Genomic DNA, 22,224 nt, shown 5'->3' on the forward strand with positions numbered 1-22,224 from the left:
GTAGGGGAGTAGGGGAGTAGGGGAGTAGGGGAGTAGGGGAGTAGGGGAGTAGGGGAGTAGGGGAGTAGGGGAGTAGGGTGTGTGTTCCGCAGGTACAATCTGCCCCTACTGCCTTATTCTCCCCACTCCCCTAGAGCAATCAAATGCCTTCACCGGCAAGTTCCTCCGAAATCGTGCCGACCTGGTCCTGGGCGCTGCGCATCATCGGATAGATGGCCAGCACCTTTTGCCAGGCCTCGAGCGCCGATTGCTTGTGGCCGGTCAACGCCATGATCTGCGCCAGGCCGGACAGCGCACCGAAATGGCGCGGCTCGAGCTGCAGCGTATGGTCGATGTCGGACATCGACTTGCCGTAGTTCTTCATCATGAAATGCACGGTGGCACGCCGGTTCCAGCCTTCGGCATAGGTCGGCTGCAAAGTCACCACTTGGTCGAGGAAATCGAGCGCGACGTCGAATTTCTGGCTTTCGACGGCTTTTTGCGACCATTGCATCATCAGGTCGATCGAGGCGCTGCCGGATTGCGACCACTCGCCCCAGATGTTGCCGGCGATGCGCTCCGCCGCCTTTTCGTTGCGCTCGCGTTTCAGATCGCTGAACAACTGGTCGAGGCGGGCTTGTTTCGTCGTTGCGGCGGGCGGGGCGTCCTGAGTGGCCGGCGGCGCGACAGCATCATCCGCCCATGCCGGGCCATAAATGGCGCCGGAAACAAGCAGAGATGTCAAAAATGCAAAAAGAATCCGCATCGCCGGACTCTAGTCCCAGGCGACGGAACGTCAAACTGAATTTGGCGTGAAAGGCCGGCAGGCGGCAACAAGCATCAAATGGGCGGAGGCAACAGCCTCCTGCCCGAAAGCTCAGCCCTGGCGTGCCTTGTAGCGCGGGGCGGTCTTGTTGATGATGTAGACGCGGCCCTTGCGGCGAACCAGCTGGTTGTCGCGGTGACGCGCCTTCAGCGCCTTGAGCGAATTCTTGATCTTCATGGTCTTGCCTGTCGGTGTGGACCCGGTCCGGGTCGAAATTTTAAGGCGCGCCAGAAGACGCGCCTTTGAACTGTGGGGTGGCTCATAAACGAGGAGCCTTGTCCCTGTCAACCGCAAGCGTGCTCCATTGCGGCTGTGAATCATCCCTGTCATCAATTATCCGCCATATCGGCCTGGCGCATTGCGCGGCCCTGGGCCGGCTGGGATGATGCGGTCGCCGTGAAGTGATTTGGAGAGAACCATGCGCCGAATGTTCCTGTCCGCCTGCCTTGTCCTGCTGGCGGCAGCTTCGGTTGCGCGCGCGCAGGAATGCGACCGCAGCGATGATAGCCAGCAGATGATGAACATCTGTGCCGGCGAAGACTATCAGGCCGCCGACGCTAGGCTCAACAAGGCCTATCAAAACCTCACCAGCTCGGATGGTGCCGACGGCAAGAGATTGCTGCAGGTGGCGCAACGCGCCTGGATCACTTTTCGCGATGCCGAGTGCGCGCATTCCACTGCCGCCAGCGAAGGCGGATCAATCCATTCGATGGAAGTCTCGCAATGCCTGACCAGATTGACCAATGATCGCGTCAAGCAGCTCGCTGCCGCGGCCAATTGCGAGGAAGGCGATGTGAGTTGCGCCAATCCAGGCGAGGAGGAGAGCGACGACGTGCAGTAGGCAACCTTATGAGGCGCGACGGCTGATCCGAGTGAAGTGGCCCATCTTGCGGCCGGGCCGCGCTTCGGCCTTGCCGTAGAGATGCAGCATCAGATCGGGCTCGGCGAGAAGCTCAGGGACGCGCAGCACATCGTCGCCGATCAGGTTCTCCATCACGCAGTCGGAGTGGCGGTCCGGGCTGCCGAGCGGCAGGCCGGCGATGGCGCGGATATGCTGCTCGAACTGCGAAACGATACAGGCGGCTTCCGTCCAATGGCCGGAATTGTGCACGCGCGGCGCGATCTCGTTGGCCAGCAGCGAGCCGTCCGCCAGCACGAAGAACTCGACACCGATGACACCGGCATAGTTCAGCGCCGACAGGACCTTCGATGCCGCCGTTCGTGCCGCTTGCGCCGTTTCGAGCCTTACGCGGGCCGGTAAGGTCGACGTATGGAGAATGCCGTTGCGGTGGACATTCTCGGCCGGATCGTAGGCGACGACCGCACCGTCCAGCCCACGCGCCGCGATCACCGAGATCTCGCGCTCGAACGGCACGAAGGACTCCAGGATCAGCGGCACATTGCCCATCGCCTCGCAGGTGCCGGCAAGACCGCCGGCTTCCATGTTGCTGAAGACGCGCTGGCCCTTGCCGTCATAGCCCATGCGCCGAGTCTTCAGGATGCCGCTGCCGTCGAACGCTTTCAGCGCCGCCGTCAGCTCGTCATCATTGTCGACGGCGTGGAAATTCGCGGTGGCAATGCCGATGCCGTTGAGGAATGTTTTTTCGTCCACCCGGTCCTGCGCCACTTCCAGCGCACGCGCCGGCGGATAGACCGGAACCTTGGCGGCCAGAGCGCTGGCGGCCGCGACCGGGACGTTCTCGAACTCGTAGGTGATGACGGAACTCGACGCTGTCAGTTCGGCAAGGGCGGCCGAGTCGTCATAGGCAGCTGTTATTTGCCGGTTGGCGACCTGTGCCGCGGGGCAATCCGCTTGCGGCTCCAGCACCACGGTGCGGTAGCCAAGGCGGGCGGCGGCAACAGCCAGCATGCGGCCGAGTTGGCCGCCGCCAATGATGCCGATGGTCGATCCGGCGGGCAGGCTCACGGCGTATCCGTCGGTTCTGCCGCGACCTTAGCGGTCTGCGCGGCGCGCCAGGCATCCAGACGGACGGCAAGGCTATCATCGTTCAGGGCCAGCACGGCAGCGGCCAGAAGGGCTGCGTTGGCGGCGCCGGCCTTGCCGATGGCCAGCGTGCCCACGGGAATGCCGGCCGGCATCTGGACAATGGACAGCAGCGAATCCTGCCCGGAAAGCGCTTTCGATTCCACCGGCACACCGAACACCGGCAGCGGCGTCATCGCCGCCGTCATGCCGGGCAGGTGCGCCGCACCGCCGGCGCCGGCGATGATCACCTTGTAACCGGCCGCCTTGGCGCCTTTGGCGAAATCATAGAGCCGGTCCGGTGTGCGATGCGCGGAAATGATCAGCCGCTTGTGCGGGATGCCTAGTGCTTCCAGCGTTTCGGCGGCATGACGCATCGTCGCCCAGTCGGACTGGCTGCCCATGATGATGGCGACGTCGGCGCGTTGATCGTCCAAGTCCGTGTTCCCCGGCGACAAAGGCGCGCCTTAGCGGAATTCGCGCGAGGCCGCAAGGATAGGCGGCCGCCGCTTCGGTCCGGCAAGACGGAAACCAGCCGTTCAGATGCCGTCGCGCTCGGCCTCTGGCGTCGAGACCAGCAACGCCGAAGCCGCGTTGGCAGCGGTGACCGCCGCGTGCATGGTCTCTCCTCGGGCAAGTCCCGCGGCCAGCGCGCCAACGAATTCATCGCCGGCGCCATGCGTGCTGGCGACCTTGACCGGGACGGCCAGCAGCGCAAAGGCCTCGCCGGTCTGGTCGCAGGAGGCGACGCCCTCGCCGCCCGCCGTGACAATCGCCACCGGATAAAGATCGGCCAGCAATCGTGCGGCTTGCGCGGCCCCGTCCTGCGTCTCCACCACTGCTGTGCCAGCCAGGAATTCCGCCTCGATTGCGTTGACCACCAATATGTCGACCAGGGCGATCAACTCGTCGGAGAGTTTGCGCGCGGGGGCCGCGTTGAGCACGACGCGGCCGCCCTGTGCTTTGACGGCGCGTGCGGCGGCAATGTTGCCGGCTTCCGGCACTTCGTTCTGTAACAAAAGCACTGCCGTTTGGGCCATCACATCGGAAGCTGAGGCAATGTCGGCATGGCCCAGTGTCAGATTGCTGCCTGAGACGATCACCGCGCCATAGTCGCCGCCCGCGTCGAAGATCGCCACGCTCATGCCGGAGCCGGCGCCAGCGGCCACCCGCACGAAGCGGTGGTCGACCTTGGCGCGATCGAGATTGGCCAGCAACGCCCGCCCGAAATCATCGCCGCCGACGGCGCCGATCATCGCCGCGCGCACACCGGCCCGCGCCGCCGAGACAGCCTGGTTGCCGCCCTTGCCGCCGCATTTCGGATGCCATGCATGGCCGGTCACCGTCTCGCCCTTGCGCGGGCGATCGGGCGCGTCGACCATGATGTCATAATGCAAGCTGCCGAACACGGTGACCAGCGGCGTTGTCGTCATGAGCCCCGGTCTTTTCGTTTCGATGTCACCGCCGACATGGTGCGGCCGAGATTGCGCTCAGCCGCTTGATAGTCGCGCTGCGCCACCGCCACGAACAGCGCGTCGAGGATGTTGAGCTGGGCAATGCGCGCCGCTGCGTTCTCGCCCATCAGCGGCGACCCTTGCGCGGTCGAGCAAAGCACGATGTCGGCGACCGCAGCCAGCGGCGAGTTGTCGTAGTTGGTGATGGCCAGCGTGCGGGCACCGTTCTTGCGGGCCAGCTGGATGGCGTCGATGACGGCCGACGTGTTGCCCGAATGCGAGAAGCCGACGGCGATGTCGTCGCCGCCGAGCAGCGAGGCCGACATCAGCATCATATGCGAATCGTCATAGACCGATGCGCGGATGCCGATGCGCAGAAACTTGTGCGAGACATCGCGGGCGATCTGCGCCGAGCCGCCGACGCCATAGAAATCCCGGTTCTTGGCACGGAAGAGCAGCTCGGCGGCGCGGTCGAAATCCTCGATGTCGAGGATTGCCAGCGTTTCCTCCAGCGCCTGGATGGAGGTGCGGAACACCTTCTGCACGATCTCGGCCGAACTGTCGTCGGACGACAGTTCCTGGTGCATCTCGGCGGTCGGCAGGCGACTGTATTCATAGACGGCGGTGCGGAAGTCGCGATAGCCGGAAAAGCCGAGCTTCTTGGCGATCTTGACCACCATCGCCTCGGACACGCCAGACTCTTCGGCGATCTGCTTCAGCGGAATGCTCTCGTCGAAGCCGCGCCGGCCGAAGACGGTTTCCACCACCTTCGCCTCCAACGGGGTGAGATGCGGCATCATCATGCGGATGCGCGGTCCTACCGCTTTCAGGTCCAGCCCGCTCAAGGTCATCCACGCCCCCTCGTCACGCGATCGATAAGCATCGCGGCGAGGATTATAAGACCAGTTGCCAGAAGCTGATAGAAGGACTGGACGTTCATCAGCGTCAAACCGTTGCGCATGGCGCCGAGGATGACGGCGCCCAGGATGGTGCCGACGATGCTGCCCTTGCCGCCCATCAGCGAGGCGCCGCCGATGGCGGCAGCCGCGATGGCGTCGAGTTCCCAGAGATTGCCGAGGATGGGCTCGGCGGCGCCGAGCCGGCCGATCAGGATCTGCGCGGCAAGCGCTGCCAGCAGGCCTGAGATCATGTAGGCGGCGATCTTGGTGCGGGCAATCGGCACGCCGGCGATGTAGGCCGCCTCCTCGTTGCCGCCGACGGCAAGCAGATATTCGCCGAAGGGCGTCTTCTTCAAAACGACCCAGGCGACGACAGCCACGCAGGCGACGATGACGACCGCCAGGGGCAGTCCAAACAGCGATCCGTTGAAGATGGCGCGGAACCCCGCGGGCAGGCCCAGAACCGGATTGCCGCCGGTGTAGATCAGTGCCAGCGCCCGGTAGGTGCTGAGCGTCCCCAATGTGACGATGAAGGGCTGCAGCCCGACATAGGCGACGAGCACGCCGTTGACGAGGCCGCAGGCAAGGCCAATGGCGAAGCCGGCGGCGATGGCCAGCGGAAACGGCACGCCGGCGACCATCATAGAGGCCGAGATGACGGCCGAGAGTGCCGCCGTCGGCCCGACCGACAGGTCGATGCCGCCGGAGATGATGACCAGCGTCATGCCGAGTGCGAGACAGGCATTGATGCTCGACTGCTGCAGGATGTTGATCAGGTTACGCTCGGCGAAGAAGCCGGGCACCAGCGCGCCGAATACTGCCAGGATCACGACAAGGCCGATCAGCGTGCCGGCGTCGCGCATGGAAACGCCGCGCAGGAATTCGGCGCGTGGCCGCACCAGAGTGGTATCCGACATATCCGTCACCTCTGCCTTGCCTGTTACGCGGCCGGCGTTTGCGTTTGCGGGATGGCGTGCGCCGCGATCGCCTGTTCGCTGATATCGTCTCTGTGGAGTTCGGCCGCGATCGTGCCGTCGCGCATGACCAGCACGCGGTCGGCAAGCCGGATCACTTCGGGGAGCTCGGAGGAGACGACGATCACGGCATGGCCCTCGGCGGCGAGTTCCTCGATCAGATGATAGATCTCCGCCTTGGCGCCGACATCGATGCCGCGCGTCGGTTCGTCGAACAAGAGGATGCGGGTTCCCGCCGCCAGCCAGCGGCTGATGATCGCCTTCTGCTGGTTGCCGCCGCTGAACAGGCGAATCGGCCGGTCGAGCAGAAACGGCCGCAGGTTGACACGGCTCATCTTCTCGACGGCCACGTGTTTCAACCTGGCGTGATCGATGAGACCGCGCGGCGCGAACACGGCCATCGAGGCGAGCGCCATATTGCAGGTGATCGAGCGCAGCGGCACGATGCCTTCGCGTTTGCGCTCCTCCGGCACCAGTCCGACGCCGGCGGCAATCGCATCGCGCGGGCTGGCGAAGCGCGCCGCCTTGCCGTCGATTGCAATCGTCCCGGCCGTGGCGCGATCGGCGCCGGCCAAGAGCCGCAAAAGTTCAGTGCGGCCGGAACCGACCAGGCCGGCAATGCCCAGCACCTCGCCGCAATGCAGATTGAACGACACGTTGCGCACCTTCGTCGCCGAAGAGAGGCCACGCGCGCTCAGCATGACCTTGTTCGTGGCATGGGAATTATGGTGTTCCTGCGCCAGTTCGCGGCCGACCATCATCGCCACGACCGCTTTCTCCGACAGGTCTTTCAGATCGACGGAATCGACGACGACGCCATCGCGCATGATGGTGGCGCGCCGGCAGATGCCGAACACCTCATCCAGCTTGTGCGAGACATAGACGACGGCGACGCCATCGCGCGCCAAACCTGTAATGACTTCGGCGAGCCGTTCGAATTCGCTCGGCGTCAGGCTCGATGTCGGCTCGTCCATGGCGACGATGCGGGCGCGATCGAGCAGCGCGCGAGCGATCTCGACGATCTGCCGCTGCGCCACCTTCAGGGTACCAAGGGGTGCCGCCGGATCGATGGAGGGATCAATGGCCGCAAGAGCATCCGCAGCACGGCGCTCTTGCTCGCGCCGGGCGACGAAGATACCGCCGCGCGTCAGCGGATGGCCGAGGAACATGTTCTGGGCGACGCTGAGGCGCGGTACCTGCTGCAATTCCTGATGGATCATGGCGACGCCCGCAGCGCGTGCGGCGACCGGGTTGGCGAGTGTAACCGGCTTGCCGTCGATGAGGATGCTTCCCGCTGTCGGCCTGTAGACGCCAGACAGGACGCGCAGCAGCGTCGACTTGCCGGCGCCGTTTTCGCCGAGCAGGCCGTGGATTTCACCGGCCCCGACCGAGAGTGACACCTCGTGGAGCGCCCGTACGGCCGGAAACAGCTTGGAAATGCCCTTGAATTGCAGCCGGGGTGACATCGGGTTCTATCTCCGGGCAAGAGTGCCGGCCGGCAGCGAATTGCTCTGGCCGGCACCCGCCGATTAGCCTTATTGGCCCGCTGCCGCGTCCTCGAGCAGGGCCTTGCGCGCGCCGGTGCCGGAATAGCGGTCGGCATTGTCCTTGGTGATCAGCGCCTGCGGCGTGGCGACAACGCGCGGCAGCTTCTGTCCCGCGACGAGACGCAGAGCTGTTTCCAACGCCACTTCGCCAGTCAGCACCGGGAAACTGTCGACCGTGCCGGTCAGTTCGCCGGCGCGGATCGAGGCATAGGCGTCGGAAATGCCGTCGGTGCCGAAGACCGCAACCTTGTCCTGCAGGCCGGCGGCCTTGACAGCCTCGACGATGCCCAGCGCCATGCCGTCATTGTTGGCATAGAAGCCGATCAGGTCGGGGTGCTGCTGTAGGATGTTGGTGGCCGCGTCATAGGAGGCTTGGCGGTCCCAGTTGCCGGGAACGCTGGCGACAACCTCGAAATTGCCCCCCTCGGTGATGGTCGACTTGAAGCCGTCGGTGCGCTGCACGGCGGCATAGACGCCGGCCTGACCTTCGACGATGGCGACCTTGCCGCCATTCGGACGGTTCTTGATGAACCATTTGGCGACGCGCACGCCATTGTCGCGTTGGACATTGCCGACATAATGCTCGGCCTGCGGGATGACGGCGTCATTGACGTTGACCACCGGCACGTTGGCGGCCTTGGCCTGCTCCATGATCGGCTGCAGATTGGCATCCGTCTGCGGCGAGACGAGCAGCACGTTGTAGCCCTGCGTCACCAGGCCTTCGGCGATGGTGAGCTGGCCGAGCTGGTCGCCCTCGCTCTGCGCTGCCTGATAGACGACGGGAACGCCGACCTTGGCGCCGAATGCCGTGTAGCCCTCGCCCAGCGAGCGCCAGTATTCATTGGTCAGCGTCTTGGAGACCGCGCCTGCCTTGGTGCCTTCGGGCAGCTTGGGGAACGCGCCGAATTTAGCCTCGACCTGCGACCAGTCGATGCGGTCCTTTTCCGTGTCGGAATTGAGCGGCGCGAGGTCGGCGGCAAAGGCAGAGCCGATCGAGAGCGCCATCAGTGCGGCGGTAGCGGTGGCAAGCAGAAGTTTCATTGTATTCCTCCCTGGTTGAAAACGGTGATGGCGCGGATGCCTCAGCTATCCGGCCCGAGCATGATTTCCTGGATGATGGCCTGCGACGTCACCGCGTCCTGGCTGTCCATGGCGGCGGACAGGCGATTGTCCTGCTCCAGCCGGTCGACGACGCGCAGCATGCGCTTGACGGTGGCGATGTTGACTTCGCACTCCCGCACCGGATCGAGCCCGGTCATATCGGGGAACGTGTCGAAATAGATGGCGCCGGCGTAACCGTCGCGGCGAATCTGCCTGAGCAGCTCGATGGTCTGCAGCGTGTGCACCGCGCCGACCATCAGGCCGTCGTCGCGCTTGGCGTAGCCGTCGTTCAGGTGCACGCCGAGCAGCTTGCTGTGACGCGCCACCAGGGCCGCGGCAAAGGCCGGCTGTTCGTCGGCGTAGAGCACATGAGCGAAATCGAGCGTGACGCCGAGATTGGGCAGGCCCACATCGCGGATCGCCAGCAAGGTCGTCGCCGCATCCGGCATCAGGCTGTAAGAGCGTGGTTCGTTCGGTTTGTATTCAAGGCTGATCTGACAGTCGGGATCATGTGTCGCAACTTCACGAATCCCATCAATTTCGTGTTGCCAAAGCGTTGAATAGTCGGCCTGGAAGGCGTAGTCGAAGCCATCTTGGCCGAGCCACAGCGTCATCAGGCTGGCGCCGGCCTCACGCACGGCATCGATGCCGGCCTTGGTCAGGTCGATGGCCTCGCGGCGCACCGCCGGATCCGGATTGGTGAAGGCGCCGAGCTTGAAGGCGGGGTTGGAGTAGTAGCGCATGGCAAAGCCATTGATGGAAAGCCCGAGATCGCCCAGTTTCAGGGTGATTTCCGTGGGCTTTTCACCGACGTGGTCAGGAAAGTTGAGGTCGAGATCGGTAAGCCCCTCGACCTTGGCGGCGCGCGCCGCCATCTGCAGCAGCGACGGCTTGCCGGTAAGATCGGGCCACTCGGCCTGCGGTCGCGAGGCAAAGGAATTCAGGCGCGTGGCGAAACGGTTGGCTGTCATGAGCGATCCTTCATCGTCATGACTTCACATAAATATAGATATTTGTAAAGTTATTGTTGAAAAGTTGTGAAGCAGCCGCCAAGCTGGAACCGCCAAGGCGCGCAGAGGGAGCCGGCAGTTTCCTGGCCGGTGCCCTGGAGAGCCGTCAGGGCAGGAGGCGCATGATGGCGCGTGCCGGTTACGGCCGACGCATTTCAGGTAGCGATTCGCCGGGTGTTCAATCTGGCCAGCGTAAGACGCCGGACGAATCCTTGCGGGCGACTTTCATCGCATCGGCCGGGCGGTCCTTGGCGGTCAATATGGCGCGCAGCCGTTCGGCGACGATCTCGGCCTCGCCGGGATGAAGATTGCAGGGGTCGAGGAAGAAATGGCCGCGCTCCACCTCGTGGTTGCGCACGATAATCGGCGGCGAGCCCGTCGCCAGTGCCGAGGTGAGACCGGCCGCCGTGAACCGGCTTTCGGGCAGTACAAAAATCTGAAGCCGATCCAGAGGGTTGGCGGTCGGATCCGGGATGATCTGCGCGATGACGCCCGGCAGCCCGTGCAACGTGTCCTTCCACAGGTTGAGCGCGGCGTCTTCGCGGCGGCGGATGCCGGCATGGTCGCGCTTTTCCCAGGCTTCCAGTGCGGCCATGGTGCCGGCGATGCTTTCCTTGCCGACCTTCATGGCGCGGGCGACGCCGCGGTTCTGCAGATAAGCGGCGCGAACCAGATCCTTGCGGCCGGTGACGATGCCGCTGGTCGGCCCGCTCAGGAATTTGTGGCCGCTGTAGATGACAATGTCGGCGCCGCGCGCGAGGAAGTCGCGCAGATCATACTCTGAAGCCGCATCCACGATCACCGGGACACCCCTGGCGTGGCAGATCTCGCAGAATTCCTCCAGCGACAGCATGCCATACTGCACGGTGTGGTGCGCAACGACATAGAGGCCCGCCGCCGTGCGGTCGTTGATCGCGTCGCGCACATGATAGTCCTGCGTCACGCTGACCGTGCCGGCCGGCACGACCCTGGCGCCCGCCAGCCGGACCGACTGGTCGATCGGCGCACCATAGTTGACGATGTGGCCGAGCTGGACGATGACCTCCGACTTGAGACCTTCCGTGTTATCAGGCAGCCGCTCGATGGCGAGCAGATTGGTCCTCGTCATCGCACCGGCGATCGCCATGGTGATGCCGCTGGCGCAGCAGGCAGTGATGAAACCGGTTTCGCCGCCGGTCAGGCGCGCGACGATCGTGCTTGCGGCGCGTTGCAGGTCATCCATTTCCACCCATTGCGAGGCCATTTCCGCCATGGCGCTGATCGCTTCGGGGACAATGATCGACGCGCCGAGCGCGGTCATCGTGCCGGAGACATTGATGATCGGGCGAAGGCCGAGCCGTTCGCGGATGGTGGTGTTGGAGCCGTCTGTGGAAGTGGTTTTCATCTCTCGGATTCCATTCTTCTAAAGGTCAGGCGGCGATCTCGACAACCGCCTCGATTTCAACGGTGATGTTTCCAGGCAAGGAGCCGACGCCGATCGCCGAGCGGGCATGGCCGCCGATATTGTCGAACACATCGGCAAACAGGTCGGAACAGCCATTGACCACTTTCGGGTGGTCGCTGAAGGTCGGTATGGCGTTGACGAAGCCGAGCAGCTTGACGACGCGCACGATCCGGCCAAGGTCGCCGGTGGCTGCGTGCATGACGGCAAGCAGATTGAGGCCGGTGAGGCGGGCATGGCCATAAGCCTGCTCGACGGTGACATCGTCTCCTACCTTGCCGGTGAACAGTTTGCCATCGGTGCGCAGCGGTCCCTGGCCGGACAGGAAGATCAGCCGGCCGCTTTCGGCATGGGTGACGAAGTTGGCGATCGGGGTCGGCGGCTCGGGCAGCGTCAGGCCCAACGCGGCGAGCCGGATATAAGGCGTCATGAAAGAAGGCTCCTTAGGACAGCGTTCGCTGTCCCGTTCTAGAAATGCGAGGCGCGGAAGCGTGCCAGGAAGGTGCGCAGGCGCTCATTGTCGGTGTCGGCTGCCAGGATTTCGGCGGGTGGACCCGCCGCGCTGACGCCGCCATCGGCCATGAAGATGATGCGGCTCGAGGCATCTCGGGCAAAGGCCATTTCGTGCGTGACCATCACCATCGTCATGCCGTCCTCGGCCAGGCTGCGCACGACCTCAAGCACCTCGCCGACCAGTTCCGGGTCGAGCGCTGAGGTTATCTCGTCGAGAAGCAGGATCTTCGGCCCCATGGCCACTGCGCGGGCAATGCCGACGCGCTGCTGCTGGCCGCCGGACAGTTCGGCGGGCAGGCTGTCGGCCTTGTGGGCTAGACCGACCCGGCCGAGCCAGTGTTCGGCGATGGTGCGCGCTTCGGCGTTGCTCTTGCCGCGCACCTTGGTGAGGCCAAGCATGATGTTGCCGGCGGCTGTCAGGTGCGGAAAGAGGTTGAAGCTCTGGAACACCATGCCGGTCTCGGCGCGCATCGCGGCGAGATCGCGTTCGCTGCGACGCTGGCGGGTTCCGGCTTCGCGAAAGCCGACCTCCTTGCCGTCGATGCGAATCGAACCACTGTCATAGCTTTCGAGAAAGTTGACGCAACGCAGCAGCGTGGTTTTGCCGCTGCCGGAGGGGCCGATGACCGTCACCACCTCCCCCTTCGCCACCTGCAGGCTGACCGAACGCAGGACCTGGACGGTCCCAAAGGCTTTGGAAACGTCCAGGACGTCGAGAAGGGCCGGGGTGTTTTTCGGACTTGTGGACATTGCTATTCCCGGATGAAGGAGAAACGCCGCTCGAGCCGCCGGCTGGCGAGCGAAAGGGCATAGTTGACCGCGAAGTAGATGAGCGCGCCGAGAATATAGAGCGGCATGGCCTCGTAGGTGCGGCCGATGACCTGGTTGATGGCCTGCATCAGGTCGGTGATGCCGAGCAGCGATACCAGCGCGCTGCCCTTGACCGCATCGGTGACGCCGTTGATCCAGGGCGGCAGGAAGCGCCTGAACGCCTGTGGGAAAATGACGTAGGCGAGCCGCTGGCGAAAGGTGAGTCCGATCGCCATCGCCGCCTCGGACTGCCCTTTCGGAATGGAGCCGACAGCACCTCTGAAATATTCGACGACCTGGGCTGTCTTGAACAGGGTCAGCGCCAGCACGGCGGCCCAGAACGACGGCAGATGAAGCCCGACGGCCGGCAGTCCGTAATAGACAAAGAAGATGAGCACCAGGATCGGGATGCCGCGGATGGTGTCGCTGAAGATGCGCACGGCCCATTGCAACGGCACCGGGCCATAGACCAGACCGACGCCCATGATCACGCCGGCAATCAGCGAAAACACCACGACCAGCAGGGATACCCACAGTGTCAGCGCAAAGCCCTGGGCGAGGAAAGGCAAGGCATAGGCGATCTGGGTCAGCATGTCAGCGCGCCGCCCTGAACCGGCGCTCGACAAGCCGAAGCGCAAAAAGCAAGATGTAGCCGGTCACCAGATACATCGCCGTGACCACGAGATAGACCTCGACGATGCGGAAGGTGTTGAAGTTGATCCACTGGGCGCCATAGGTCAGCTCCGGCACCGAAATGACCGAGGCGACGGAGGTGTCCTTGAACAGCGATATGAAGGTGTTGGACAATGCCGGCAAGGTGATGCGCAGCATGGTCGGCAGGCGCACGTTGAGCAGCCTTTGCCAGGGCGTCAGGCCGATTGCCTTGCCGGCGTCCAGCTGTCCGCGCGGAACGGCTTCGAGCCCGGAGCGAAACACCTCGACCAGATAGGCGCCGCTATAGAGCGACAGCGTGACGACGAACGAGGTCGGCGCGCTGTAGGCGATGTCGACCACTGTCGGCAGGCCGTAGAAGACGAGGTAGACGAGCAGGATCAGCGGCACGTTGCGGATGAATTCGACGTAGGCGGCGATGATGGTGCGCACGATGCGTCCGGCAGACACGTACCAGACCGCCAGAACCAGGCCGATGACGGTGCCGATGGCGATCGATATGACGGCGAGCTCGAGACTGAGCAGCAGTCCTCCCCACAGCTTGTCGAAGTGCCGCCAGATCAGGTTGAAATTAAGGGCATAGCCCATGCGTCCGCCTCAGTGCCGCAGGCTTAGAGCAGTTCACCGTTTCACGGAAACGGCGACCCGCTCTAACTCTTTGTTTTGACGCAATTCCGGGCGGAAAACCGTTTCACACTTTTCCTGGAATTGCTCTAGGGAGGCGGAAGGGCGCTGGATACGTCCATACCCCCCGCAGGTCAGATGGCTGGGAAGCCGGGATGGCGCGCCGGCGGCTCCTGTCCGAAAAAGTCCTTGAAGGCGGCATCGTAGAGTGCGTTTTCGTGGCCGAACATGGCGATGGTGAAGGTCGAGTTGACGAAGGTCAGCCAGTCAAGGTCGCCTTGCCGGAGTGCCGCGCCATAAAGCATGCTCAGCCAGCTCTTGCCGGCGTCGAAATATCTGTCCGGATTGCGCGAGGCGAGCCAGCGCACCGTGGACAGATCGACGGCAGCGGCGTCGACGCGTTTCGATTCCAGTGCCTGCAGCACGTTGGCCTGGGTATCGATCTGCATAACCTGGCACTCGGGCAGCACCGAATGCACCTGCGCCTCGGCATCGACATTCTGCAGGATGGAGACGCGTGTCGCCGAGCCGCCGGCAAGCAGCTTGTCGAAGGTCTTGTTCTCGGCGGTCGGAAGGCTCAGCAGGGCGACGCCCTCGACGTAGTAAGGCCGGGAAAAATTGACCAGCTGCGAGCGCTGGGCGCTCATCGTCATGAACTGAATGGTGATGTCGACCTTGTTGGTGGTGACGTTGGGGATGCGCTGTGCCGGATCCTGCATCACGAACTCGACCTTGGTCGGATCGTCGAAAAGGCCCTTGGCAAGAATGCGCCCCATGGTGATGTCCATGCCGACCAGTTCGCCGGCATCGTTCTCGAAGTGCCACGGCGCGTTGGTGCTGCCGGTGCCGACGATCAGCTTGCCGCGATCGAGCACGGTGCGCAGCAGGCTGTCGGGTGCTGCCTGGGCAGCGGCCTTCTGGGCATCGACGGCTACCGCCGCACCCACGACGCCGGCCGCGGCCAGTCCCGCCATTCCCAATTTCAGAAAATCACGTCTTCCGGATGTGTCGTTCACGGCGACCTCCTTTCGTTTATGTTCCCCTTGCACAGGCAATACACGCGTCAGTGACGCCGAAGCGATTGTCTCTTACAAGAGACGCGTGTATCCTGTACAGGACAGATACTAACACCGGGAATCAACAATGCAAGATGGCAATGCCTCGGCACTTTCAGCCGGCGAGAAGATTTCGGGCTCCCGTGAAAAGGGGCTCAACCGGGTGCTCGAGATTCTGGAGTTTCTTCACACGACCCAGCGCGCGATCGGCATTGGCGACCTTGCCAAGGGCGTGAACGCGCCCCGCTCGACGACCTATACGCTGGTGCGGTCGCTGGTCGATGCGGGACTGCTGGAAATGGAAGGCGACGGCAATCGCGTCTATTTCGGCAAGAAGCTCTATCTCTACGGAATGGACTATGTGCGGGGCAACGACCTGTTGAGGCGGGGGCGCCAGGAGGTCGACAATCTGTCGCGCGAGACCGGCGAGACTTCCGAATTGTGCATGCTGCAGAGCGGCCGCTATACGATCGTCCATGCGAGTCCCGGCACCAGACCGTTCCGCATCAGTTCCGCCACCGGCTTGCAGATACCGCTGCCCTGGACAGCCTCGGGGCGGCTGCTTCTGGCGGGGCTGGAGAAGGCTGAGATCGAAGACATGGTGTCAAACGACGACCTCGTGCTGCCCGACGGGCGCAAACTGCGGCTCGACGATTTCGTCGCCGACATCGCAAAAGCGCAGGTCACCGGCCATTGCGTCACTTCGGGCCTTGTCGATGCCTATACGAAGTGCCTTGCCGCACCGGTGTTTTCAGCGCCGGGCAAGGTCGAGGCGACGATGTGCCTGGTGGTCCCCATCGATACGTCCGAGGAGCGGACCGGCGAACTCATCGGCTTGCTGCGTGATCGTGCCGCAAAGCTTTCGATCGCCGGGTAGCGCGCGAGCGAGCGGATGCCAACTCACGCAATGATGTCGGGAATGATCTTGTCTTCCAGTGCCATCAGCCGATCCTTGAGGAACAGCTTCTTCTTCTTCATGCGCTGGATCTGCAGCGGATCGCAGGCCATGGCGATCATCGCGTTGATGGCGGCATCGAAATCGGCGTGTTCCTGCTTCAGGCGGGAAAATTCGAGGCGAATATCGGCCTGTTCCTGATCGGACATTCTCTACCGTCTGCACGTCTGCGGCGCCCAAAGCTGGGCCTGATTGGGCGGGGCCGGGTGTTTTGTCACCGGCGTGCAGCCCATATCACATTTCACAGTGTCGTGGAATGCTACCACGGATCATTCGACATCGCCCGCGGAAGGTGACACACTGTCACCGTGCCGTCACAGAAGCGAACCTGCGGTGGACGCGCCGTGACGGTTGCAATCGAGGAAAACCATGAAAGGGAGAACCAATCATGTCTCTTGCATCCCATCTTGATGAGTTGCAGCGGAAACACGGCGACATCGAACGTGAAATCGATGACGCGATGAATCATCCATCGGTCGACGACCTCGAAATCGTGAATCTCAAGCGACGCAAGCTGGCACTCAAGGACGAGATTGAAAAACTAAGAGGCAAACCGACCACGCATTGATACCCTCCTGACATAGCCGCCCAATATCCGCGGCCTCTTTTCCCGGCGGCACCACGCCGCCGGTGTGGAGGGTTTTGATTTCCAGCACCGGTCTGTCAGCCGAACCTGGACTTGCACAGGCTCAATTTCCGCTTCGGCCGTCGCTCGTTTCGCCAGATCATCGATTGTTTCCTGGCCTCTGGCGGCGGACCGATTCCGGCCAGTGGCGACCTGTCGCCATTGACAAGCCATCTTTGCTCCTCCACCTCATGCCCGGACCTCAGCGCATCGGCCCGGGGCGTCGTTGTGCGTCCATGCAGGACACAAGATGCTCCAGAGACAAAAGGCTGCCGGCATGACCGGATATTTTTCCTCTCCTTTTCCCCGCCGTACGTCGGTCGGCGTCGGTGTCGGCGGCGTGATCGTCGGCGGCGGCGCGCCTGTCGTCGTCCAATCGATGACCAACACCGACACGGCCGATATCGACCAGACCGTTGCGCAGGTCGCAGCCCTGCACCGGGCCGGGTCGGAGATCGTGCGCATCACCGTCGATCGCGACGAGAGCGCCGCCGCCGTGCCGCGCATTCATGAGCGGCTTCAGCGGCTGGGTATCCACGTGCCGCTGGTCGGCGATTTCCACTATATCGGCCACAAGCTTTTGGCCGATCATCCGGCCTGCGCCGAGGCGCTGGCCAAATACCGCATCAATCCGGGCAATGTCGGCTTCAAGGACAAGAAGGACCGCCAGTTCGCCGATATCGTCGAGATGGCGATCAAGCATGACAAGCCGGTGCGCATCGGTGTCAACTGGGGCTCGCTCGACCAGGAGCTTTTGACCCGGCTGATGGACGACAACCAGGACAAGGGTTTCCCGCTGACGGCCCAGGAGGTGATGCGCGAGGCGATCGTGCAGTCGGCGATCCTGTCGGCCGAGATGGCGGAAGAGATCGGCCTTGGCCGCGAGAAAATCATCCTGTCGGCCAAGGTCAGCGGCGTGCAGGACCTGATCGCCGTCTATACCGAGCTCGCCACCCGCTCCAACCACGCGCTGCATCTCGGCCTGACCGAAGCCGGCATGGGCTCGAAGGGCATCGTCGCTTCGTCGGCCGCCATGGGCATCCTGCTCCAGCAAGGCATCGGCGACACCATCCGCATCTCGCTGACACCGGAGCCGAATGGCGACCGCACGCGCGAGGTGCAGGTGTCGCAGGAATTGCTGCAGACCATGGGGTTCAGGCAGTTCGTGCCGATTGTTGCCGCTTGCCCCGGCTGCGGCCGCACCACCTCCACCGTGTTTCAGGAGCTCGCCCAGAACATCCAGGCCGATCTCAGGAAGAACATGCCCGTGTGGCGCGACAAATACCCCGGCGTCGAGAACCTCAAGGTCGCGGTGATGGGTTGCATCGTCAACGGCCCTGGCGAGTCCAAGCATGCCGATATCGGCATTTCGCTGCCCGGCACGGGCGAAATGCCGACGGCGCCTGTCTTCGTCGACGGCAAAAAGGCGGCGACGCTGCGCGGGCCGTCGATCGCCGCGGATTTCGAGAAAATGGTCGCCGACTATATCGAACAGCGGTTCGGTCGCGGCGGCAAGGCCGCGGCAGAGTAGGTCAAATGCAGCGTTTCCTTTGGGCAGCGCTGATCCTGCTGTACGGGCTGACCTGGTCGACCCTTGTGCAGGCCGATCCGCCGCAATCCGCCAAGCAGCGGCTGATCGACAAAGTCTGCAATCTGATCCAGGCGCATGCCGACCAGAACGGCCTGTCCAGGGATTTCTTCGCCCGGCTGATCTGGAAGGAAAGCCGTTTCGATCCCAACGCCGTCAGTCCGGTCGGTGCCGAAGGCATTGCCCAGTTCATGCCGGGCACCGCCAAGATGCGCGGGCTTGCCAATTCCTTCGACATCAACCAGGCGATTCCGGCTTCGGCTAGATATCTCGCCGAAATGAAAACCGGCTACGGCAATCTCGGCCTAGCCGCCGCCGCCTACAATGCCGGCGAGAGCCGGGTGTCGCGCTGGCTCAGCTCCGGGGGGTTCCTGCCGATGGAGACCGAAAGCTATGTCTTAGACATCATGGGTGAACCAGCCGACAAGTTCACGGACCGGGCCTATGCCGGAAAAGTCGAGCCGCTCGACGCAAGGACGGATTTTGCCGTCGCTTGCCGAAAACTGCCGGTGATCATGTCGCGGACGGTGGCCATGGCTTCGATCAACATAAAGCCATGGGGCATCCAGGTGGCCGGCAATTTCCGCCGCAGTGCCGCGATCAACCAGTGGCTCAGGGTAAGGAGCCGGTTCCCGGCCCTGCTCAACGGGCACGATCCGGTGGTCAGCCGGGTGCGCACGCCAATCGGCCGGCGCGGCATCTACGCGGTCAGGATCGGTATCGACCATCGCGCCGATGCCAATGTCATCTGCCAAAAATTGCAAAGCATCGGTGGGGCATGCGTGGTGGTGCGCAACCGGTAATTTGGCCGCTGCCGGCATGGTGTTTGTCTGAGAGAGGCATTTAAGAGCGACAGCCGTGACGTCGCATCCAGCAAAGATTTCAGCTATAGCGGCGGCCATCTTCTCCAAGGCGACAGCCCCTGCCTTTGACGAGCAGCATGGACACAACATGTTCGATGGGTACATAATCTGCGGCACGCCGAGGACCGGAAGCACGCTGCTGTGCAAGCTTCTGGCATCCACGAAGACGACTGGCGATCCGCACTCATTCTATCGGCGGCAGGATGTGCTGGAGTGGGCTGAAGAGTGGAAGCTGCCGGATCGCGGCACGATGAGTGAGCTCGACTTCAATGTCGCCTATCTCAACGCGGCGATCGCTGCGGGCAAGGGTGGGACCGGCCTCTTCGGCCTTCGCTTGATGCGCGAAAATCTGGATGAGCTTTCGACGATCCTCGACCGGATTTTCCCGAAACTGCAGTCGGACAGAGCGCGGTTCGGAAGAGCATTCGGCAATGTTCTCTACATACACCTCTCGCGGGAGGACAAGCTCGCGCAGGCTGTCTCCCTGATCAAGGCAGAGCAGACCGGTCTTTGGCATATCGCTCCCGACGGCACCGAGATCGAAAGGGTCGCGCCGCCGAAAGAGCCTCAATATGATTTCGAGCGGATCAAACGAGAGGTCGCGGAACTCGAGACCTATGACGCGGCCTGGAACATTTGGTTCGCAGAGCAAGGCATATCCCCGCTGCGCGTCGGCTATGAGCGCCTTTCAGGCAATCCGGCCGCGACATTGCTAGGCATCTGCGAAGCCCTGAGGGTCCGAGCGCCGGACGAGGAGGATATAAGCCCCGGCGTTGCAAAGCTTGCTGACGCGACAAGCCTCGACTGGATGCGCCGCTATCGTCTGGAGGCAGCAGCCGTCTGACGCATCCTCATGGATGCAGTCTAGGCGGTCTTGGCCACGACCGTTTCGCTGAGCCAGGTGCCGATCTTGGTGCCGAGGCGGTCGGGCGAAACGGGCTTCGGCAGATAGTCGTCCATGCCTGATTCGATGCACTTGTCGCGATCACCCTTCAGCGCGTGCGCGGTGACGCCGATGATCGGGATGTGGGCGCCCGTCGAGACCTCCATCGCCCGGATGGCGCGGGTCGCCTCATAGCCGTTCATTTCGGGCATCGAGACATCCATCAGGATCAGCTTGGGGCGCAGCGCCCGGTACATCTCGACCGCCGTGCGGCCATTGCCGGCGATGCGGTAGCTCAAGCCCAACCCGTTGAGGATCTGGCCGAACACCAGTTGGTTCACGTCATTGTCCTCGGCAATGAGGATGTCGATCGGTCCGTTCGGCGCGGTTGTCGATTCCGGCGCTGCCGCGACCGGCATTGCCGGGCCGCGGATGACGGTGAAGGCGGGCGGCGCCGCCGGGGGAGCCTGCACGATCGGTTCGCGGACGAATCGCGCCTTGCCGACCTGCGAGCGGGCCTTCTGGATCACCGAGATGACGGTGCCGAGCAGCACCGCGGAGCGCGCCGGCTTGGTCAGGTGTGCTGATATGCCGAAGTCGATGATCATCTTGCCGAAATCGACCTGGTCGACCGAGGTCAGCAACACCACCGGGATGGAGGACAGCCGGCTGTCGGACGCAATGGCTCTGGCGACATCGGCGCCGTTCATGCCCGGCATTTGGTAGTCGAGGATGATGCAGTCGACGGCGGCGCCCAATTGAAAGGCGCGGTCGAGGAAGGCAAGCCCCACCGCGCCGCTTTCGGCGGCGGCACAATCGAAGCTCCAGCTTCTGAGCTGCTCGAGCAGGATTTCGCGGTTGACCGGATTGTCGTCGATGACCAGCACGCGCGCGCCGGTGACGTCGACCGGCACGATCTCGTCGCGCGCTGCCGCCTGGTGCGCGGGCAGCGGCACCGCGAACCAGAACACCGAGCCGCGGCCGATCTCGCTCTCGACACCGATCTTGCCTGCCATCAGGTCGACGAGGCGGGCGGCGATGGCGAGGCCCAGCCCCGTGCCCTCATGACGGCGGGTGGACGAGCCGTCCACCTGCGCGAATTTCTCGAATACATTCTGCAGTTTCTCGGCCGGTATGCCGATGCCGGTGTCTTCGACGCGGACCTTGAGCTGGACCACGTCGTTGACGATTTCGCCGCCGACATCGATCAGCACATGACCCTTCTCGGTGAATTTCACGGCATTGCCGAGCAGGTTGGTGATGATCTGCCGGAACCGGCCGGCGTCACCGACGACATGGGCCGGCAGGCGCGGGTCGACACGCACGATCAGTTCGAGGTTCTTTTCGGCGACGCGCGCCGAGACCAGCGTCGCCACATCCTCGACCGCCTCGGAAAGGCGAAAGGGAGCAGGGTCGAGGGTGAGCTGGCCGGCATTGATCTTGGAGAAATCGAGGATGTCGTTGATGATGGTGAGCAACGCGTTGCCGGATTTGACGATGACGTCCGTGAAGGTCTTCTGGCGCGGGGTCAGATCGGTCTTGGCCAGCAGTTCGGCCATGCCGAGCACGCCGTTCATCGGCGTGCGGATTTCGTGGCTCATATTGGCCAGGAATTCCGATTTGGCGCGGTCGGCGGCCTCGGCCTTGAACAGGGATTCGGCGGATTCGGCAAAGGCGCGGCGGATTGCCACTTCCATCGGGCGGAAGATCCAGAAGGCGACGATGGCAAGTGCCGCGAACAGGATGCCGCTCGCCCACAGCAGCAGTCTGTCGCTTGAGGCATCGGCCAGGTGGCGCTCATCATCCATGGCGGTGCGGACGCGAACCAGCATAGGCTGGGCAAACAGGTCGTTCTGGTTGCGGATTTCGCGATAGCTCCACTCGTCGACCTTCTGCGCCACCGACATCAGGTTAAAATTGCGCACCATGTCGCGCGGCGACCAGAACAGATCGCCGTTGACGGAAGCGGACTGGAGTTCGTTGACGGTCTTGATCGACAGCCGCGGCTTGATCGCCGCAAGCTGGGCGGTCAGCGTCTCGATCTCGCCGGTCAGACGCTCCGAATGGCCGCGCGCCGATGTGGTCAGGGCATCGCGTGTCTCCGCCCGCCAGGCTGTCCCGGTCGTCTCGGCAAAGCTGGTCGCGTTGCGCAGGTCGCGGGTGAAGATGACGAGATTGCTGCTCAGCGCATCGATGTCGCGGCGAAAGGAATTGACGCGGTCAAGCGCAATCACGATGCCGGCGGAAGCCAGCGCGAAGATCAGCAAACCTGAAATATAGCGGATCCGGACCGACCGGATGAAGGACGAATATTCAGGCATGCGCAACCCCAACACATACGCACCATTTTAATGGCCGGGATTACGCTTCATTTACATTAAAATTTCGTTCGTGCGGGTTGGCAGGCCATGCGAGCCGCCG

24 protein-coding genes are annotated in these 22,224 nt (G+C 63.3%); 6 read left to right on the forward strand and 18 right to left on the reverse strand.

Annotated elements, in window-relative coordinates; genetic code table 11:
• Window positions 1–139 precede the first annotated feature (139 nt).
• Together NKJ04_RS22005 and ykgO are read right to left on the reverse strand one after the other, a co-directional pair.
• Window positions 140–745 (reverse strand): tetratricopeptide repeat protein, encoded by a 606-nt coding sequence (locus NKJ04_RS22005; protein ID WP_352677372.1) that lies wholly within the window; start codon window positions 743–745, stop codon window positions 140–142.
• A gap of 111 nt (window positions 746–856) precedes the next feature.
• Complete coding sequence (gene ykgO / locus NKJ04_RS22010; protein WP_006327841.1) at window positions 857–982, reverse strand: type B 50S ribosomal protein L36; 126 nt, start codon at window positions 980–982, stop codon at window positions 857–859.
• A 241-nt stretch (window positions 983–1,223) separates the two neighbouring features.
• Between ykgO and NKJ04_RS22015 the strand changes: the two genes are divergently transcribed.
• The gene (locus NKJ04_RS22015) at window positions 1,224–1,646 is read left to right on the forward strand and encodes a lysozyme inhibitor LprI family protein (protein WP_352677373.1); all 423 of its coding nucleotides are present in this window, start codon (window positions 1,224–1,226) and stop codon (window positions 1,644–1,646) included.
• Between the two features lie 6 nt (window positions 1,647–1,652).
• Here the strand turns inward: NKJ04_RS22015 and NKJ04_RS22020 are convergent, their stop codons facing one another.
• From NKJ04_RS22020 to NKJ04_RS22085, 14 genes are all read right to left on the reverse strand, one after another.
• Window positions 1,653–2,732: a 5-(carboxyamino)imidazole ribonucleotide synthase gene (locus NKJ04_RS22020; RefSeq protein WP_023810925.1), complete on the reverse strand. Its 1,080-nt coding sequence runs from the start codon at window positions 2,730–2,732 to the stop codon at window positions 1,653–1,655.
• Window positions 2,729–3,226, reverse strand: a complete 498-nt coding sequence (gene purE, locus NKJ04_RS22025; RefSeq protein WP_023810926.1) for a 5-(carboxyamino)imidazole ribonucleotide mutase — start codon at window positions 3,224–3,226, stop codon at window positions 2,729–2,731. Before purE ends, NKJ04_RS22020 begins: the two co-directional genes overlap by 4 nt.
• 102 nt (window positions 3,227–3,328) lie before the next feature.
• Window positions 3,329–4,222 carry a ribokinase gene (locus NKJ04_RS22030; protein ID WP_352677374.1) on the reverse strand — a complete coding sequence of 298 codons (894 nt, stop codon included), beginning with the start codon at window positions 4,220–4,222 and terminating at the stop codon, window positions 3,329–3,331.
• Window positions 4,219–5,094, reverse strand: a complete 876-nt coding sequence (locus NKJ04_RS22035; protein ID WP_013529211.1) for a MurR/RpiR family transcriptional regulator — start codon at window positions 5,092–5,094, stop codon at window positions 4,219–4,221. Before NKJ04_RS22035 ends, NKJ04_RS22030 begins: the two co-directional genes overlap by 4 nt.
• Window positions 5,091–6,059 (reverse strand): ABC transporter permease, encoded by a 969-nt coding sequence (locus NKJ04_RS22040; RefSeq protein WP_352677375.1) that lies wholly within the window; start codon window positions 6,057–6,059, stop codon window positions 5,091–5,093. Before NKJ04_RS22040 ends, NKJ04_RS22035 begins: the two co-directional genes overlap by 4 nt.
• A gap of 23 nt (window positions 6,060–6,082) precedes the next feature.
• Complete coding sequence (locus tag NKJ04_RS22045) at window positions 6,083–7,582, reverse strand: sugar ABC transporter ATP-binding protein (RefSeq protein ID WP_128305973.1); 1,500 nt, start codon at window positions 7,580–7,582, stop codon at window positions 6,083–6,085.
• Window positions 7,583–7,651: 69 nt separating this feature from the next.
• Window positions 7,652–8,704: a sugar ABC transporter substrate-binding protein gene (locus NKJ04_RS22050; protein WP_352677376.1), complete on the reverse strand. Its 1,053-nt coding sequence runs from the start codon at window positions 8,702–8,704 to the stop codon at window positions 7,652–7,654.
• Window positions 8,705–8,745: 41 nt separating this feature from the next.
• Entirely contained in the window at window positions 8,746–9,735 is a 990-nt protein-coding gene (locus NKJ04_RS22055) for a TIM barrel protein (RefSeq protein WP_352442014.1), read from the reverse strand.
• A gap of 217 nt (window positions 9,736–9,952) precedes the next feature.
• Complete coding sequence (locus NKJ04_RS22060; RefSeq protein ID WP_352677377.1) at window positions 9,953–11,158, reverse strand: aminotransferase class V-fold PLP-dependent enzyme; 1,206 nt, start codon at window positions 11,156–11,158, stop codon at window positions 9,953–9,955.
• Window positions 11,159–11,183: 25 nt separating this feature from the next.
• Window positions 11,184–11,645, reverse strand: coding sequence for a RidA family protein (locus tag NKJ04_RS22065; RefSeq protein WP_128305969.1), 462 nt, complete (start codon window positions 11,643–11,645; stop codon window positions 11,184–11,186).
• A 38-nt stretch (window positions 11,646–11,683) separates the two neighbouring features.
• Window positions 11,684–12,478 (reverse strand): amino acid ABC transporter ATP-binding protein, encoded by a 795-nt coding sequence (locus NKJ04_RS22070; RefSeq protein WP_023810935.1) that lies wholly within the window; start codon window positions 12,476–12,478, stop codon window positions 11,684–11,686.
• A 2-nt stretch (window positions 12,479–12,480) separates the two neighbouring features.
• Window positions 12,481–13,131 carry an amino acid ABC transporter permease gene (locus tag NKJ04_RS22075; RefSeq protein ID WP_023810936.1) on the reverse strand — a complete coding sequence of 217 codons (651 nt, stop codon included), beginning with the start codon at window positions 13,129–13,131 and terminating at the stop codon, window positions 12,481–12,483.
• Between the two features lies 1 nt (window position 13,132).
• Window positions 13,133–13,798 (reverse strand): amino acid ABC transporter permease, encoded by a 666-nt coding sequence (locus NKJ04_RS22080; protein ID WP_023810937.1) that lies wholly within the window; start codon window positions 13,796–13,798, stop codon window positions 13,133–13,135.
• A 170-nt stretch (window positions 13,799–13,968) separates the two neighbouring features.
• The gene (locus NKJ04_RS22085) at window positions 13,969–14,850 is read right to left on the reverse strand and encodes a transporter substrate-binding protein (RefSeq protein ID WP_502897957.1); all 882 of its coding nucleotides are present in this window, start codon (window positions 14,848–14,850) and stop codon (window positions 13,969–13,971) included.
• 127 nt (window positions 14,851–14,977) lie between these two features.
• On the opposite strand from NKJ04_RS22085, the gene NKJ04_RS22090 reads away from it, so the two are divergent.
• Window positions 14,978–15,766 carry an IclR family transcriptional regulator gene (locus NKJ04_RS22090; protein ID WP_352677378.1) on the forward strand — a complete coding sequence of 263 codons (789 nt, stop codon included), beginning with the start codon at window positions 14,978–14,980 and terminating at the stop codon, window positions 15,764–15,766.
• 23 nt (window positions 15,767–15,789) lie between these two features.
• Here the strand turns inward: NKJ04_RS22090 and NKJ04_RS22095 are convergent, their stop codons facing one another.
• A complete protein-coding gene (locus NKJ04_RS22095; RefSeq protein ID WP_013529216.1) occupies window positions 15,790–15,993 on the reverse strand; it encodes a YdcH family protein in 204 nt (67 codons plus the stop codon).
• 239 nt (window positions 15,994–16,232) lie between these two features.
• Between NKJ04_RS22095 and NKJ04_RS22100 the strand changes: the two genes are divergently transcribed.
• The 4 genes from NKJ04_RS22100 (at window position 16,233) to NKJ04_RS22115 (ending at window position 19,764) form a co-directional block, all read left to right on the forward strand.
• Complete coding sequence (locus tag NKJ04_RS22100) at window positions 16,233–16,412, forward strand: YdcH family protein (RefSeq protein ID WP_013529217.1); 180 nt, start codon at window positions 16,233–16,235, stop codon at window positions 16,410–16,412.
• 334 nt (window positions 16,413–16,746) lie between these two features.
• Window positions 16,747–18,000 carry a flavodoxin-dependent (E)-4-hydroxy-3-methylbut-2-enyl-diphosphate synthase gene (gene ispG / locus NKJ04_RS22105; protein ID WP_352677423.1) on the forward strand — a complete coding sequence of 418 codons (1,254 nt, stop codon included), beginning with the start codon at window positions 16,747–16,749 and terminating at the stop codon, window positions 17,998–18,000.
• Between the two features lie 5 nt (window positions 18,001–18,005).
• Window positions 18,006–18,860: a lytic transglycosylase domain-containing protein gene (locus tag NKJ04_RS22110; RefSeq protein ID WP_352677379.1), complete on the forward strand. Its 855-nt coding sequence runs from the start codon at window positions 18,006–18,008 to the stop codon at window positions 18,858–18,860.
• A 55-nt stretch (window positions 18,861–18,915) separates the two neighbouring features.
• Window positions 18,916–19,764 (forward strand): Stf0 family sulfotransferase, encoded by an 849-nt coding sequence (locus tag NKJ04_RS22115; RefSeq protein WP_352677380.1) that lies wholly within the window; start codon window positions 18,916–18,918, stop codon window positions 19,762–19,764.
• Between the two features lie 20 nt (window positions 19,765–19,784).
• Here the strand turns inward: NKJ04_RS22115 and NKJ04_RS22120 are convergent, their stop codons facing one another.
• Window positions 19,785–22,124 carry a response regulator gene (locus NKJ04_RS22120; protein ID WP_352554511.1) on the reverse strand — a complete coding sequence of 780 codons (2,340 nt, stop codon included), beginning with the start codon at window positions 22,122–22,124 and terminating at the stop codon, window positions 19,785–19,787.
• Window positions 22,125–22,224 lie beyond the last annotated feature (100 nt).

This window comes from Mesorhizobium sp. M0618, assembly GCF_040320765.1.
In the GTDB taxonomy this organism is placed as follows: Bacteria; Pseudomonadota; Alphaproteobacteria; order Rhizobiales; family Rhizobiaceae; genus Mesorhizobium.

Coding starts and splice junctions, on each gene's coding strand:
- NKJ04_RS22005 (WP_352677372.1), bottom strand. CDS start 745: ATGCGGATTCTTTTTGCATTTTTGACATCTCTGCTTGTTTCCGGCGCC.
- ykgO (WP_006327841.1), bottom strand. CDS start 982: ATGAAGATCAAGAATTCGCTCAAGGCGCTGAAGGCGCGTCACCGCGAC.
- NKJ04_RS22015 (WP_352677373.1), top strand. CDS start 1,224: ATGCGCCGAATGTTCCTGTCCGCCTGCCTTGTCCTGCTGGCGGCAGCT.
- NKJ04_RS22030 (WP_352677374.1), bottom strand. CDS start 4,222: ATGACGACAACGCCGCTGGTCACCGTGTTCGGCAGCTTGCATTATGAC.
- NKJ04_RS22035 (WP_013529211.1), bottom strand. CDS start 5,094: ATGACCTTGAGCGGGCTGGACCTGAAAGCGGTAGGACCGCGCATCCGC.
- NKJ04_RS22040 (WP_352677375.1), bottom strand. CDS start 6,059: ATGTCGGATACCACTCTGGTGCGGCCACGCGCCGAATTCCTGCGCGGC.
- NKJ04_RS22045 (WP_128305973.1), bottom strand. CDS start 7,582: ATGTCACCCCGGCTGCAATTCAAGGGCATTTCCAAGCTGTTTCCGGCC.
- NKJ04_RS22050 (WP_352677376.1), bottom strand. CDS start 8,704: ATGAAACTTCTGCTTGCCACCGCTACCGCCGCACTGATGGCGCTCTCG.
- NKJ04_RS22055 (WP_352442014.1), bottom strand. CDS start 9,735: ATGACAGCCAACCGTTTCGCCACGCGCCTGAATTCCTTTGCCTCGCGA.
- NKJ04_RS22060 (WP_352677377.1), bottom strand. CDS start 11,158: ATGAAAACCACTTCCACAGACGGCTCCAACACCACCATCCGCGAACGG.
- NKJ04_RS22065 (WP_128305969.1), bottom strand. CDS start 11,645: ATGACGCCTTATATCCGGCTCGCCGCGTTGGGCCTGACGCTGCCCGAG.
- NKJ04_RS22070 (WP_023810935.1), bottom strand. CDS start 12,478: ATGTCCACAAGTCCGAAAAACACCCCGGCCCTTCTCGACGTCCTGGAC.
- NKJ04_RS22075 (WP_023810936.1), bottom strand. CDS start 13,131: ATGCTGACCCAGATCGCCTATGCCTTGCCTTTCCTCGCCCAGGGCTTT.
- NKJ04_RS22080 (WP_023810937.1), bottom strand. CDS start 13,798: ATGGGCTATGCCCTTAATTTCAACCTGATCTGGCGGCACTTCGACAAG.
- NKJ04_RS22090 (WP_352677378.1), top strand. CDS start 14,978: ATGCAAGATGGCAATGCCTCGGCACTTTCAGCCGGCGAGAAGATTTCG.
- NKJ04_RS22095 (WP_013529216.1), bottom strand. CDS start 15,993: ATGTCCGATCAGGAACAGGCCGATATTCGCCTCGAATTTTCCCGCCTG.
- NKJ04_RS22100 (WP_013529217.1), top strand. CDS start 16,233: ATGTCTCTTGCATCCCATCTTGATGAGTTGCAGCGGAAACACGGCGAC.
- ispG (WP_352677423.1), top strand. CDS start 16,747: ATGACCGGATATTTTTCCTCTCCTTTTCCCCGCCGTACGTCGGTCGGC.
- NKJ04_RS22110 (WP_352677379.1), top strand. CDS start 18,006: ATGCAGCGTTTCCTTTGGGCAGCGCTGATCCTGCTGTACGGGCTGACC.
- NKJ04_RS22120 (WP_352554511.1), bottom strand. CDS start 22,124: ATGCCTGAATATTCGTCCTTCATCCGGTCGGTCCGGATCCGCTATATT.